The following is a 13,681-nucleotide window of genomic DNA, read 5'->3' on the forward strand; positions in this document are numbered from 1 at the left end:
CTCACAGCGCGCTCCCCGGTGCACCGTCAACCATCGCAGCCAGATCCTTAAAGAACCCGACCTCCGGGTCAATCAGGAGACGCCTGTCCAGCAGCCTGTTCATCACCTCGCAGCTCGTCTCCGGGGTCAACGAGCACGCGTGGCACGCCGCCAGGGATAGCCCGTCCGGCCCCTGCCCGGGATGGTCAGCGCACACGGGGTCGAACGAGCACCACTGGGCCGAGGTGATCGACATGTCGAGGAGCCGGCCCAGCCGGGGGAACTCACCCATCCTGACGAGGCCGCCGAGAGTGCCCTCCGAGTCACCAGCTGCGGTGTAAATCAGTACGCCAGCCATAGCGGGGCCTTTGCCGCTCTTCGTCACGTATAGGCGCTCGCGCAACGCGGAAGTCGAGTAGCCAGCTTCGAAGGCGGTGTTGCGCAGAAGCAGGTGCGCGAAGGTATGCAGGAGCACCAAACGCGGTGTCGGCGCGGGGAGCCACTTGGCACCCTTGTTTTTGCGCCGCTCCACCAGCTTCCGGCAGCGGTCGACCACTGCGCCCGACCGTTCCCAGTGAACGAGTGCTTCTTCGTCGAACCTGATGAAGAAGCCCTCCCCGAAAACCTCGATCGCCGGCAGGAAGTCGCCGTCGACGCTCAAGTTCGACGGCACCTTTTCCAGCATCGTGTGGCGCTCGAAGTGCGTCAGCACCCGAACTTCGCGCAGGCGATCGACCAGTACGACGTCTGCAATCAGTTTCCGCCAGCCGCTCGCCGTCCCTCCGGTAGCGCCCAGCGGTCCGTCGGCTCGGCGCGAGATGAAGCGATCCCGGTAGTCGTGTTCCGCTTGGGGGTTGATCAGGGCCGCCCACTCGTCCGGACGGATGTTCTCCGGGCCACCGTCGACGGGAGCGCGCGGATCGCCCGCTTCACGAGCCAGTGTCGCCTCAACCTCGGTGACGGAGAGCCCGTATTGGTCAGCCGCTACCTCGATCATCTGTTTGGCCAGCTTGTAGCCAGGTTGGCTGACCAGGAACTTGAACTCGTCGCTCCTTTTTAGTGCCGCCAATGGGTCGCTGATCGTGCTCCACGCAGACTCCGGCGGAATATCGATTGCACTCTCCACTGTTGGGAAGTACACGCTCGACGCCCCACGCTGCATCGCAACCATTTGCTCGGAGCAGGCCGAGGCGTCCCTCGGGTCCTGCCACGGCTGCCTGCCAGAGCATTTTCCGCCAATCTGCCTCAGTCCGATTCTGGTGGTCAATCCGTCCAAGGACCTCTCACCGTCGCACGTTCCGCAGCGCACAACGAGCGAGTTGAGGCCACCACCGACGCCGGTCTTATTCAGGAATTTCAGGTCCGGCCGTTGGCACTGGTTCTGATTCCGATTCCGGCGAATTTCGGAGTGGGCCCAGCGGGCCCAGTCCACGTCCGACAGGTGCCCGTTGGCGCACACCGCAACAAACCGCATTGGGACGAGCTGCTTGCGACCGGGGCAGTGTTCGCAGGACGGGGCGGTGTTGGCGACCTCTTTCCTGTACGACCACCGGCTCATGCGCCGACAGCCTGGGCAGAACAGCCACTGGGGGAAGCGGTAGTAGGGGATGGGCCAGCGGGGTGACGGCGCCGCGAGCGAATCCACCTTCAGGTAGGCGGCCAGGCGCGGGAAATCGATGGGCACGTGCGGGCCGCGCCACTTCCCTGCATCCTCGACCACGAACGACTCGCCGACAAGGTCGATGATCGCTCCAGGGCCGAAAGGGCTAATGATCTGCGAACGCCGAACCTTGCGGACCGTCACTTCCTAGACCCCTTCACCTCGACTTGGACCTCCACGTCGACACTGCGCATCGAGTCGAGCGTGGCCCAGCCGTCGCCTCGTTCGGTAAACCGCTTGAGCAACCTCGGGCGCTCTCGGCCGCCCTGGCTGTAGCGCAGACCACCGGCAGGCTCCGCATCCACCGCGCGCTTTACCCACGTCTCGACGAGGTCGCTGAGGTGGGTCTTGACCCGCTTCAGTTCGGTCGCGTCAGCTCGTTTGACTCGGCCGAGGAACCTCTCGACCAGCATGGCGAAGCGTTCGTCGCTGGGGTCGAACGACGCGGCATCCGGATCACTCGCGAGACCAAGCGCGTGGCGCACCAGCACGACCAAGTCTGCGTGAAGGGCGCGCAGGCGCGCCGGTACCGAGAACGGAGTCACCGAACTCGGCTCCACTGAGCGGTAAAGGCTCGCGTGATAGGGAGTGAACGACTCGTAGTGCGACCGGTCTCGCGGCTTGGACGGTGAGTACACCGTTACGACGATGCCGGGGCGGTCTGCGCTCCGGCCCACGCGGCTGGTGGCCTGGATGTATTCGGCGGTCGTCTTCGGCTGTCCAACGACGGTCATGACGCCGAGACGGCCGACGTCGACGCCCACGGAGATCATATTGGTGCTGGCAAGGAAGGCGACACCATCCGGATCGTCGTGCGGTTTCTTGAGCCGGTCCAGGCGTTGTGGGATCTGAGCTGACGCCACGTTGCTGGTCAGCTCGACCACGTTGTCGTCGTCGAGGTGCCGCACGTGATCCTCGGCCTGGGCGATTACCTTCAAACGCGACGGAATGTCGTCAGAGGCGAGGTTGATCGTCTTGCCCAGCTCGCGGAGGCTGTTGTGGTAGACGACGAGAGTCGAGTATGCATCCTTGGCCGCGGGCGTCAGTTCGACTTCGAGCGGTGCCTGCAACTGCGCTGCAGCCACGTGGATGAGCGCGGTAAGCGGCGTGTGCCCCTGGGGCATAACCCCCATGTAGGCACGGCCTGGTCGATCGCGGTCTGTGCTCACGAAGTACGAGTCGGCCGCGTCGACACCCGCCGGCGGGAACAGCGCAACAGGCCGCCCGAAGACACCCCTGGTCTGCTCATCGGCCCGGCGAATGGTAGCTGTGGCGGCGACAATCTTGGGCTTGTTACCGCGATGCTCCATCAGCACGTCGAAAGCCGCTTCGTAGAGGCCGACTATAGTCCCGAGCGGACCGGAGATGAGGTGGAACTCATCTTGGATGATCAGTGACGGACCCGGGTGGGGACCCGCGCCGAAGAAGACGCCAGTGTCCTCTTTCCAGACCGTGCGGGCGAACTTGTCGACCGTGCCGACCAGCATGGTGGGCGGGTTCAGGTAGAGGTCTTCGTCCACGGACGACATGGGCAGCTCGGTGCGAAAAGGACATTTGTCGTTCACACACCGCACGCGGAAGGAGTTATTGGTCGCAGAGATGCCCCACCGTTGCTCTTCGTCCGGGCCACCGGGCATGACCCTGGTACCACACCACGGACATGACTCGATTTGGAAGCCTTGGTCGCTCGCGCCGCCGTCACGCAGCCGTGCGAGCAGGCGGCGGGCCTCCGCGAAGCTGTTGGGGCTGTTCTCACCGCCGACCCAGAGGCCGATCGACACGGCGCGGCTGCCGAGCTGCCCCCGGTACTCGAGGTTGTCCTGGCGCACCCGCTCGCAGGCGGCGATCATGGTCGCGGCGCGCTGAAACTGCTGGCTGGTGAGCAGACGCAGGGTGTACCTGGTGATGACCGTCGTACCCGCTCCCGCGTCACCCCTGGTCAGCCGCCGGTGGAGGATGGTGAACGCGGCGAGCCCGAGGTAAGCCTCGGTCTTGCCGCCACCAGTGGGGAACCAGATCAGGTCAACCAAGTCCCGGTCTTCACCCTCTTGGACTACGCCCTTCACCGTCATCAACAGGAAACCGAGCTGGAACGGTCGCCAGGCGTAGTCGAGCGAGTCGTAGTCGACTACCGGGTCCGGTGCTTCCGAGGGAGCGTGCGGGGTGCCACCGAGATGCGGCCGGCTGTGCGCCATCTGCATGACCATCACCCGGTTGGCCAGCGCGAACGCCTTGAGTGCGTCTTGGTCCTTGCGCAGGAATTCGAGACCGCCCAGCATGCGGTCCCTGGCACTTGTGGCACGGACGCGCAATCGCTGAGCGGCGGAGTGGAGTCGCTCGTCAAGGTTCGCCAATGCGGCGTCCCAGGTCTTCGCGATCCAGTCCGAGTACCGGTCGACGAAGCCGGTCAGGGCCGCGAACACGGGTTCAGGATCGGTGGCGACCGCAGCTAGGCGGTTCAGGCGGACGGCCTCGGCCACGCCGGGGAGGCTGAAGTCGACGTCGGGCACGACGTGCATGGGAAGGAACGACGTGCCGACCCACGAGGGCTGGTCTCCGGTCGTGTCCCAGCGGGCGGCCGTCCCGTGGCCGACGGCGTACACCGGCACGTCGCGGTACTGGAGTTCGAGTTCTTCCGCCTCTTCGTCGCTGTGCGCCCGTGCCTGTGCCGGATAGCGGATGAGGGTGCCCTCCGCGGCCGAGCAGCGCAAGTCGACCTGGAAGATGCAGTCCTCCGGGTTCACCGCCCGCCGCTCCTCTTGCACCTTGCGGTTGACCAAGACGACGGTGACGATCACGCCGTCGGGGTGCCAGCGCCAGATGACCTCGACGCTGGCCGCCTCGTTCCAGACCTCCTTCCGCTGGCTCGCCCCGGAGGGTGGAGGCTCGAACCGCAGACCTTCTTCCCCCACAAGGTCCAGCGGTTCGCGTTGCCACTCGTCGTCCGAGGTGGCCCGGTATCGCCCAGCTCCCACCTGCACCACAATGGCGGACCGCTCCGCGGTCATGAAGCTGATGCCGGCCGAACTCGGCCGACTTTGTCCCGCCAGCGTGATGGGGTTCTCGTCGTCGTCGTCGGGTAATGCCCCGGCTTGATCGTCGACTTCCTCGGCATCATCGGCCGGGAAGCTCACATCGGCGGAGGGCGGGGTAAGCGATATCGGGTACAGCACGGCGGTCAGGTACCGGTGCTGCGGAGCCCGCTCGTACAGGACCTCGTCCTCGCCGTCGACCGGACCGACCAGTTGGTCATGTAGATAGTCGATCACCCGGTCACGGTCCGGGAAGCCGGTGGTGTGCGACCTTGTCACTGATCTGCCCCCGATGCGCCCGGTTTGACCACCCAGAGCGCGGCCTTGGCGCGGGTCATGCCCACGTACAACTGGGCGCGTGCTGCCTGCTCGTCCGCCGCGGCGTCGACCTCCAGGAAGGCGTACCGGCTCTCCAGCCCCTTGAAGTCGGCGACCTGCGCGAACCCGACGCGGCCACGGCCAGGACGGCGCATGCGCATCAGGTCCAGCACGTCGACCCGCTCAAGCCACTCGGCGGGCAGGTCGACGAAGATCGATGCGGCCAGGTCGTGCGGTGACAGCAGCACGACCTGTTCGAGCGGCACGCCGTGCTCCTCGATCTCGGCCAACGCCGCAGACACTGCGATGATTGCCTTGTCGCGGTCGTCCTCGACCACCACGACCTCACGGCCGTGACCGGCCTCGGTCACCCCCAGGTCGGCACCTGTCCGCTCCTGGGTTGCGCGGACGATTTCGATGGTGTTCCGGCAGTTGTCCATCAGGTCGACGAAGGTCGGACGATGCGAGTCCAGCCTGACTTTTGCTTGGTCCTCGTAGCGACCGACCAGTCCTCGCTGGTTGTTGGAGTCGAGGAAGAAGGCCCAGCGACCGTCGGCCAATCCGCCGGACAGCACACTGTCCAGCACGTCGAGGCCGTGCCCATTTATGACATCCTGCGCCTCGTCCACCACGACCATGTCGAAGGTGTCCGCACCGAAGGTCGACACCTCGTCGAACGGGACTGCAGTAATGCCGTCCAAGTCCTGCTGCGAACGGATGAAGGCTGCCAGGACGTGGCTGTGGCAGGTCAGCAGAATGCGTTCGCCGGAGTCCCGGGCCCGTCGGCACATCTCCACCGCCAGCATCGTCTTGCCCGTGCCGGCACCGCCCTCGAACACCAGTCGCGGATTCCTTCTGTGCTGGTCAAGTGCCTTGTACTGGCCCCTGGTCAGGGCAACGAGTTCTTTCTCCACCATGTCGTCGAGACGGCGCAAGGACAGCACACGGTCGAAGTCGGGGCGCAGGACGTTGAGGTAGCGCTCGACGTCATCGGCGGACAGAGGACCACGGTTGCCCGGCTTTCCCTCCCAGAATGCGCCCAACCGGTCGAGACAGTCCGTCCACCCCTCGGATGCCAGGCGAATCGAGTTGATCACCATTTCCGGGGTCCACTCCACGCTGACCGCGTCGAACTCGCTGTCTGGGAAAACGACTCCGTATCCGAACACCGTGCGCTCGACCAGCTCCGGGTCGGCGGTGATGCGGCGGAGGACTTTCGCCAAGGCGAACATACTAGTCTGCGCCTGGTCGAGCGGGCTCTCCTTGAGCCGGTGCCGGTTACCCTTGAGGTCGCGCGTGTGCCACACGTCTTTCTTCAGGAGGATCTCGCCTCCCTTGGCTTCCAGCACCAGCAAGCCGCGTTCGCCCAGCAGCAGGAAGTCGATCTCGCAGACCCGCTTGCGGTCGTGCTCGGGCAGGTTGGTGCTGTGCAGGGCATACTCCCACCCGGCCACTTCGAGTGTGGCCAGCTGGAAGAAGATCTCCTGCTCTGCCCGACTGGCACCGGAGTGCACCGATTCCGGAATCATGTGCACAGTAACCTGCCTGCATCGTTTCGAGATGGAAGGGTCATCGAAAGCCTGTTCGATAAATGCAGCGAAGTCCCCCCTTGGATCACCTGAGCAGCGGTGCGCGGCCACGCGTGAACAGTCAATCGTTAGTTCGGGTGACATAGTTACATAATCCAGAAGTGAACTTTGATCACAGGTGCATATCGCTTCTCCGCAGCCGATCAGGAGCGCCTTCGAGAGCCCCGTGACCTCGCTCTTTGTGTTCGCGGACTCGACGCTGAGCCAGCGACGTTGGCCTGGATCTTCCGCAGCTCCCCGGTCAGCGCGAACCGCTCCTCACCCCGATCCGGCCCCGGCCGACTTTTGCTGCCGCCGGACACAGCCGAAGAGCTGATCGACCTCGGGAAGGGCGTCCACAACTTGACCACTTTTTGTCACGTCCCGCCAGGCTCTTTCCAGTTGGGTGGCGCGACACCTCGATGCACCCGGCTAACCGAGCCACACGCTGGGTAACATGGACGAGCTCCCCCAAAACTGCAGGTCAATAAAGCGTGCGACGCCGGGAATCTGGAAACTGGCGAAGTCCTTGAACATGTCCTCGCAGCGGGTCATAGCCGAGCTGGGCACGCCAGCGCGTAGTGCGCCCAGCCTGGTGGGCGCCGCGACTGCGGCCCAGCTGATACAGAGGAACTCCCGTCGATCGGTGACCGGATTGGTCTGGGAGGCTGATGCGGTGTACGCGCGTGATGATGAGGGTATTGAATTGAATGCGGAGTTCTCGGTGATTGCTGGTGGCGAGCACCTGAATTTGGTGCTGGAGAGCGCCGGCGGCCGGGCGGCCGGACCGCGGCCACGTAACGACCAGTATGTGCCCGCGTTGACGTTGCTGCTTGGTCGACTTCGCGACCGACGCGCGGTACTGGTCTCCGGCTTGGTGGCGTCTGCGCGGACCGCCCACTTGTCGGAGGAAGCCCGCAGCATCGTCCCAAGTCCGATCCAGTTGGCCGCGGAGCGCGACATCAACGAGGTGCGGCTGCAGATCACGCGGGCGCAAGGGCGGGTCGGTCTGCCGGACGGTGCTGCGAAGGAAGGGAACAACCGGAAGCGAATCGAGCTGCACCTGGATGTTCCGGGTTACGGCCCAGACGATGCTGCACGACTCGCGGCAGATCTCGCGGCACCCGCCAAACCGGCCTCGATCGCGGAGCTGCCACAGGCAGACGAACTGCTCCGAGATCTCACTGGCGAGACGATCCTGACCGTCGCCGGTCGACAGAACAGGGTACTCAAGATCGAGGACGGATTCGTGCTGGTGGCTACCGACCGGTCGCCGGAAGGGCAGCCGGTCGCCGTCGCCGACGTACAGGATGGGCTCGACTTGCTCGCTGAACGGGGCTCGGTCCATGTTTCGGTCAACGAACTCGGTCACCGAAGCGCTTTCGTCGGGGCAGTGCTGGCAACTCTGCCGCACGCTGGCGTCAGCTCGTCGCCTGCGATGGTGACGCTGGAAAGCTCGGCGGTCGAACCCGACCCGGGTGACATCCACTTCGGCGAGCTCGACGCGCTCGCTCAGGTTAAGGTCCGGACCGAACAGACACGACTCCGCCGGCTGCTCGCGGATGGCCGCGACAGCGCGACGTGCGCGTTGTGCGGCGACGAGTTTCCGGTGCGGTTCCTTGTCGCCGCGCACGTGAAGAAGCGCGCAGCCTGCACCGACGCCGAGCGTCGGAACCTGCGCGACGTAGCGATGCTCGCATGCAGCTTCGGATGCGACATCCTCTACGAGTCGGGCTGGGTGACAGTCGACGGCACCGGCCACATCCAGACCGTCGAGGTCGACGGACTACCAGCCGGACGCCTGAAAACGCGCATAGAACATCTGTCCAGTCGACGCTGCGAAGCCCACAGGCCGGAGTCCGAGCCATACTTCGCCTGGCACCGCACGACCACGTTCCGCGGCCGGCTCGGCAACCAATCCTGAACGCTGGCGAACGCGAGCTAGCTAGCTGTGCTACTGCTCCTGATCGTTAACACCCGGGACGGTGGAGTCTCTTAAGGCTTGGCGCCGCGTGGACGCAGTTGCACACCGGCGTCCTTGAGCAGCCGGTAGATCTTGCCGTGGGAGACGCGGTTTTAGCTCGGCGACCGCTCGAACCGTCAGGCCGCTGTCGTACTGGGCAACGATCGTCGACTCGTCCAGCTGGCATTTGATGCCGCGGCCGGTCTTCGATACGTCGGCGCCGAGCTGGCGCAGCAATGCGCCAGTCCAGCTCAGTGACAGGTCGAATTCGCGGGCCAGCTCGACCATCGGTGTGCCGGCACGCCATGTGGCCAACAGCCTGGCGTTCCGTTGCGTCCGCTCTTCGTCAGTTAGGTTCGCTGCAGGCACTGCTACCCCTCTCGCTGACCGCGGACGCTCATCCGCATACCTGTCGGTGCAGCCGCCGTGGTTGTTCTCATCGCTCTTCTTCCGTGTTGTGGGGCGGCACCGAAGGCGCGCGTTCCTGGCAGGCTGTCGTGGATCAGCCGTCACACCCCGTCTCGCGAGCCGTCACGCCGTCACACCTGCTGTGACAGCGCCGAAAGCTGCTCGACCTGCGGAAATAGTGCAGGTGACGGCTGTGACTGGCCTGTCCGAACCCGTCACAGCCGTCACTACAGGCCGCCGCGGAGCGCTTTGGGCGTCGGCGGAGCGCCCGTCACAGTCTGTCGGGCGGCCGGAGTGCTGCGCGCTGTGCGGCGACGAGTTCGGCAGCCGTACTCGCGACCCGGTTGAGCACCTTCACATGCTCGGTCAGTCGATCGAGACCGAGCGTCGTGAGGCGAAGCTTTACGCGACGTCCTTCGGTTTGGCTCTCCAGATACCCTGCAACGCGCAGCCGCTCGACGTGTGGCGCGAACTTCCGCTCGCTCAGACCCAACACGCCCTGGACGGTGACGTCTTCGCACCAGCGCATGTCGGCCAGCAGGCATGCGATGAACAGCCGCACCGGCAGGAGCAGCAGCGGGTCCAGCTCGCGTTGAAAGGCTGGCATAGTCGGCCGAGGACTGGACGTCATCGCTCGATCGCCGGCTGTTCCGCGCTTCCCGGGGAGGGTGCACGGCGGAGGCAGTTCACGCAGGGCATCCCGACCGGGCGTTCCAGCAACTCAAGCTCGCCAGGACCGAACGCAGCGCCGCAGTACGCGGTCAGTCGCTCCGGCGTGGTCTCCACCGCGACCGGGAACACGTGGACGACCCGGCGAGACTCGCCAACCGTGCCGGGCAACGGGCGCGCGACGACCAGGCGAACCGTCATCGAGCGCACCGCCGGACCTGGTGATCGGCGGGAACGGGCGCGATCGGGACGCCGCCCGTTCCCGTCGACGTCGTAGTCCGGCCGCCCTGCTCGGGAATGAGCCGCACGCGTTGAGGCGGGCGCGGCGGCAGGGCGGCCGGAGTTTGGAGGCGGCCGAACAGGCGGCGCCAGCGCGACGGCTTCCTGTGGCACGTGCGTTCGGTCGTCGGCGGGGTCGAGCGAAGCCGGACCAGCACGTTGCACGCGTCGCACCGACGGCCCGGAGGCACCAGGCACGAGTCGAACGGCACTTCGCGGCCGCACAGCGAGTAGTAGCGGCCCGTCTGGTGCGCGACGCCGTCGGCAAGGTCTTCGTCGGTGACGGCGTGGTCCAGGTTGTCGGCCACGCTGCGGTGCCAGGTCACGTACAAGCGCGAAGGCCGCGAGACGCGTTCGCCCCTGGTCACGTTCGCTCCCCTGGTAGCCGGATATGTTGAAATCATCCAAACCCGAGTACTCGGCTGAGCCCAGAGCGCAAACGTCGGAGTTTCGCGGCGGAGACGTGGCAGTCGTCCGATCTACCTGGTGATATGCCTGCTACGCTGTGATCACTCTCAGCAGAGCGAGGTGTTCGGATGGTCAGCGTTCGTCGACGCGAGGAGCTTGTTTCAGCTCGCAAGGCGGCCGGGCTGACTCAGGAGAAGCTCGCCGAAGTGATGTGCGTCGACCGATCAACCGTCATCCGGTGGGAAGCCGGCGAGTACGCGCCCCTGCCCTATTAGTGGCCGAAGCTGGCCAAGGTGCTCGGCCGCTCCGCCGATGAGCTGCGCAAGCTAATCGGGCTCCGCCTGCCCGAGGAAGCGCCGCTGCTCCGGTCGGGGCTTGAACCTGCGTTCGGCTGGCTGGATCGGCACGTCGGGTGGTCCCCAGGGACTACGCGCGCACGAGTCGCGGCGGCCGCGCCGACGAGGTCCCATGGTGGGACTACGGCCGGGCGAAGTCTCGTGGCTGAGAGCCTGGCGAGCTACTACGGCGATTCGGTTCCTGGTCACGCGCAGTACGCCACGCGATTCGGTCCGGTCTGGATAGCGACCAGCGTCTTAACACGGCCGGAGTGGTTGGACTTGGCTTGCCCCTTGACATTTGAGGGCGACCAGCTGGCGTTGTCGGCCGACGGCGAGGTGTCGCGCGAGCAGGTTGACGCAGTCGCCGCGGTTAGCAGGTTGGCTGAAGCCGCGAACCATGACGTCCGTATCGCCGACGTGCCGCTCTACCGGCTTACGGACGTGCAGGTTCGGCCGGGGACGATCGGTGGCAAGGTCAGCGTGGTGCCGTTCGTCGAGTACGCGCTGAGCGTTGACCTTCTCGAACGCGAGCTACACGAGAGCCTGGCGGCCGGGCGCAACCGGATGCCGCTCCGGGACCGGTATCTGCCCGATCTTCCCGCTGTACTCGACCTTCAAGGACGACTTTGCGCCGGTGGCGTTCTCGCCTTGACGGCGATCGCCCGGCCGGCCGACCCGTACCGCGGTGAGGCGGACTTCCTCCGGTTGATCCAGGAGCGGTCGGGGCGCGTGCTGAACGCCGCGCGCAGGCTGGCCGTGATCCCGAAGAGCTCTACTCCTTTGCTCTTGATCAGCTCATGCAGGAGAGGCGCAGGCTCATGAATCCCGCCACCTTCTTCCAACCAGCGCCCCAATGCAAAAAAGACACTACCCCTGACGCTTTCCCGGCCGAGCTGATCAATGACACGGCGAATCGCCAGCCGGGTGAGCCCGTCGCCGAGCCACTCGGAAACCATCCAGCCACCGGCGAGGTACTCAGCGAAGCTCCGGTGAACAAATTCGAGGGCATCACCGACCAGTCGCACCACTCCCGTACCGATAAGCAGAGATCTCACGTACTCCTTCCATCGCGGAATGTCGCCGACTGGATGCGGCGCGTTAGCCACAGTCCAATTGACCGCTTGATGCCATAGTCGGTCAGTTTCAGCACCGAAATCGTCCCGACTCAAGATATGACTCACCGCCATACTCTCGAGCAGATCCGATATGTTCTCGAACAGCCAGTCGGCAAGTCGCCCGCCATGCCGGTAGTCACTCAGGTTCTCTAACAGTTTACGACGAGCTTGAAAATAGCTTTGCCGCACATCCAAGAGGTAACGAAAGAACTCACGATAGAGTCCCGCACGGGAAGTGGGCAATTCCCCATCGCCAGTCTCTTCGTAAACGATCGCCGCGATGGTCGCGAGCAATGGCAAGGTTACCACGGCATTGAGGCGCGCGTGCTCGATCGATTGGATGAACCGATCCGGATCCCCGCTTCCGGAACGAGCCCGGAACCAACTCCCCGCAAACGTATTCAACTGTTTCGCGGTGAAGGGCTGCAGCTTGTAATGCACGGCACCCGCCATGCGCAACGGACCCAGTTCAACTTCGCCGAGCGGCCGGGACGCCACCAGGAAACGGTACGCGTTCTCCGGCTCTTCCAGTCGCCGGGCCAACGCCGTGATGACCCTTGCGCGTTGGTCTACATCCAAGATCTCGTCCAGGCCGTCGACCAGCAGCAGCCACCGGATTCCGGCGCCGGGGGGCTCTCGGAACAATGCCTGGTCGATCCGTACGTCGAGATATTCGTGCAGTTCAGCGTGGACCGTCTCGGCCACCGCCTCGGCCAATACCGACGACGCGATCGCCGTGGCCCGGACACGAACCGGGACTACCCAACCGCACGGCGGTGCCAGCGTCGCCCGGGCGTCCGGGGTGAGCCACCAATCTGCCGATTCAGCGGTGAAGTGATACTGCACGGTCGACTTTCCACCGCCGGCGTCCGCGGTCAACAGTAAGTTGCGGTGGAGGTGCATCACGTCTTGCACCGGACGCGGACCGAGACCCATCTCGCCCGGCGAGTTCCGGCCGACTTCTTCGCTCGAGTCCTGTTCGACGTACAAGGTAGCGAGGGGAGGAACGTTGTCGATCAGCAACCGGTAGGGCAAGTGGTGCGCGGCCCGTTGTTGAGCCACCAATAGCTCCCGTACGCCGGAGGCGAGCTCCCGTCCAGGGCGTTCGATCAGCGCTTTGCCGTCGCCCCAGGCCCGCTTGGCCGCCAGCCAGTGCGTGGACACCTCGGCCAACCACGCTTCGGAAGGGTCGATGGTCCTGGCGATCACCTGAACGGTCGCTCTGGGAATCGGACGCTCTGCTTTGATCAAGGCAGAAACCACGGAATCGCTGAACCCGGCGGCTCGAGCCAGTTCACTTTGGCTGGTGAACGCCGAAGCGCGCATCCTCCGCTTGATCAGTTCGCCGAGGTCTACCGCAGCCTTCGGCCGCGCAGTGCTCTTTGCTGCTCGGACCATTGACGCCATCTCACTCGCTTCCCGGCAACCTCCCGGGAACGTCCCGGCCCGGACGGGAACCATTGAACCATCCGACGCTCGTCCCAGCGGCCGACACAGGCCGCCGCAAGAAGGAAGGGACGGGATATGAAGCTGTTGATGATGCTTGCCTACGTGTCCGACGCACCTTGGTACGTGGTCTTCGCGTGGCTGATCGCCTACCAGACGACGGTGCTGGCACGCCGCCGAAGTCTGCTCGGCAAGTACCGGAGGAGCCTCGGTCGCCTCCACCGGGCGGTGCACGTGTCCAGGAAACACACGACCGCCAAGACCAGCCGGGGCAAGTAGGTCCCCCCTGGGGGAGCCAGCACGAGCGTGGCCGGCCGGGCGTTTCAATGCCCGGCCGGCCACTCCTGGACTGCCGCGCCCTGGACGAAGCCCTCGAGCTGGCCGCGCTCTGCCCGATGGCCGCCGACGGCACGATCGAGGTCCGGCCGATCGCCGGGGTCCTGGACCTCGACCACCGCCCGTCGACGGGCGCATGACGGCCGCGCCCGTCCTGTCGGA

Annotated in this window: 11 protein-coding genes and 1 pseudogene; 4 read left to right on the forward strand and 8 right to left on the reverse strand. The window is 65.3% G+C overall.

Annotated features, from left to right (window positions below; genetic code table 11):
* Position 1: 1 nt before the first annotated feature.
* The 3 genes from drmB to BLV96_RS11000 are packed head-to-tail and all read right to left on the reverse strand — an operon-like array spanning position 2 to position 6,518.
* Positions 2–1,783, reverse strand: a complete 1,782-nt coding sequence (drmB, locus tag BLV96_RS10990; RefSeq protein ID WP_086676953.1) for a DUF1998 domain-containing protein — start codon at positions 1,781–1,783, stop codon at positions 2–4.
* On the reverse strand, positions 1,780–4,908 hold the full coding sequence (locus BLV96_RS10995; protein ID WP_208608200.1) for a helicase-related protein: 3,129 nt from the start codon (positions 4,906–4,908) through the stop codon (positions 1,780–1,782). The genes drmB and BLV96_RS10995 overlap by 4 nt, the downstream gene beginning before the upstream one ends.
* 38 nt (positions 4,909–4,946) lie before the next feature.
* Positions 4,947–6,518, reverse strand: coding sequence for a nuclease-related domain-containing DEAD/DEAH box helicase (locus BLV96_RS11000; protein ID WP_158104145.1), 1,572 nt, complete (start codon positions 6,516–6,518; stop codon positions 4,947–4,949).
* Positions 6,519–7,014: 496 nt separating this feature from the next.
* Between BLV96_RS11000 and BLV96_RS11005 the strand changes: the two genes are divergently transcribed.
* Entirely contained in the window at positions 7,015–8,481 is a 1,467-nt protein-coding gene (locus BLV96_RS11005; RefSeq protein WP_143050947.1) for a hypothetical protein, read from the forward strand.
* 30 nt (positions 8,482–8,511) lie between these two features.
* On the opposite strand, the gene BLV96_RS49105 is transcribed toward BLV96_RS11005, so the two are convergent.
* The 4 genes from BLV96_RS49105 to BLV96_RS11020 form a co-directional block, all read right to left on the reverse strand.
* Entirely contained in the window at positions 8,512–8,808 is a 297-nt protein-coding gene (locus BLV96_RS49105) for a hypothetical protein (protein ID WP_143050948.1), read from the reverse strand.
* A gap of 391 nt (positions 8,809–9,199) precedes the next feature.
* Positions 9,200–9,535: a MarR family transcriptional regulator gene (locus tag BLV96_RS11010; RefSeq protein ID WP_244180159.1), complete on the reverse strand. Its 336-nt coding sequence runs from the start codon at positions 9,533–9,535 to the stop codon at positions 9,200–9,202.
* Between the two features lie 20 nt (positions 9,536–9,555).
* Positions 9,556–9,798 carry a hypothetical protein gene (locus tag BLV96_RS11015; protein ID WP_086677021.1) on the reverse strand — a complete coding sequence of 81 codons (243 nt, stop codon included), beginning with the start codon at positions 9,796–9,798 and terminating at the stop codon, positions 9,556–9,558.
* On the reverse strand, positions 9,795–10,244 hold the full coding sequence (locus BLV96_RS11020) for a hypothetical protein (protein ID WP_143050949.1): 450 nt from the start codon (positions 10,242–10,244) through the stop codon (positions 9,795–9,797). The genes BLV96_RS11015 and BLV96_RS11020 overlap by 4 nt, the downstream gene beginning before the upstream one ends.
* A 168-nt stretch (positions 10,245–10,412) precedes the next feature.
* On the opposite strand from BLV96_RS11020, the gene BLV96_RS50575 reads away from it, so the two are divergent.
* The gene (locus BLV96_RS50575; protein WP_086676959.1) at positions 10,413–10,559 is read left to right on the forward strand and encodes a helix-turn-helix transcriptional regulator; all 147 of its coding nucleotides are present in this window, start codon (positions 10,413–10,415) and stop codon (positions 10,557–10,559) included.
* Between the two features lie 677 nt (positions 10,560–11,236).
* Here BLV96_RS50575 and BLV96_RS50580 read toward each other — a convergent pair.
* Entirely contained in the window at positions 11,237–13,135 is a 1,899-nt protein-coding gene (locus tag BLV96_RS50580; protein ID WP_244180160.1) for an NACHT domain-containing protein, read from the reverse strand.
* Between the two features lie 126 nt (positions 13,136–13,261).
* On the opposite strand from BLV96_RS50580, the gene BLV96_RS11035 reads away from it, so the two are divergent.
* Together BLV96_RS11035 and BLV96_RS11040 are read left to right on the forward strand one after the other, a co-directional pair.
* Positions 13,262–13,462 (forward strand): hypothetical protein, encoded by a 201-nt coding sequence (locus tag BLV96_RS11035; protein WP_086676961.1) that lies wholly within the window; start codon positions 13,262–13,264, stop codon positions 13,460–13,462.
* A 59-nt stretch (positions 13,463–13,521) separates the two neighbouring features.
* Positions 13,522–13,659, forward strand: a pseudogene (locus tag BLV96_RS11040) (YciI family protein); the annotation flags it as partial.
* Positions 13,660–13,681 lie beyond the last annotated feature (22 nt).

Origin of the sequence: Amycolatopsis pretoriensis (assembly GCF_900107925.1) — a bacterium.
GTDB classification, from domain to species: Bacteria; Actinomycetota; Actinomycetes; order Mycobacteriales; family Pseudonocardiaceae; genus Amycolatopsis; species Amycolatopsis pretoriensis.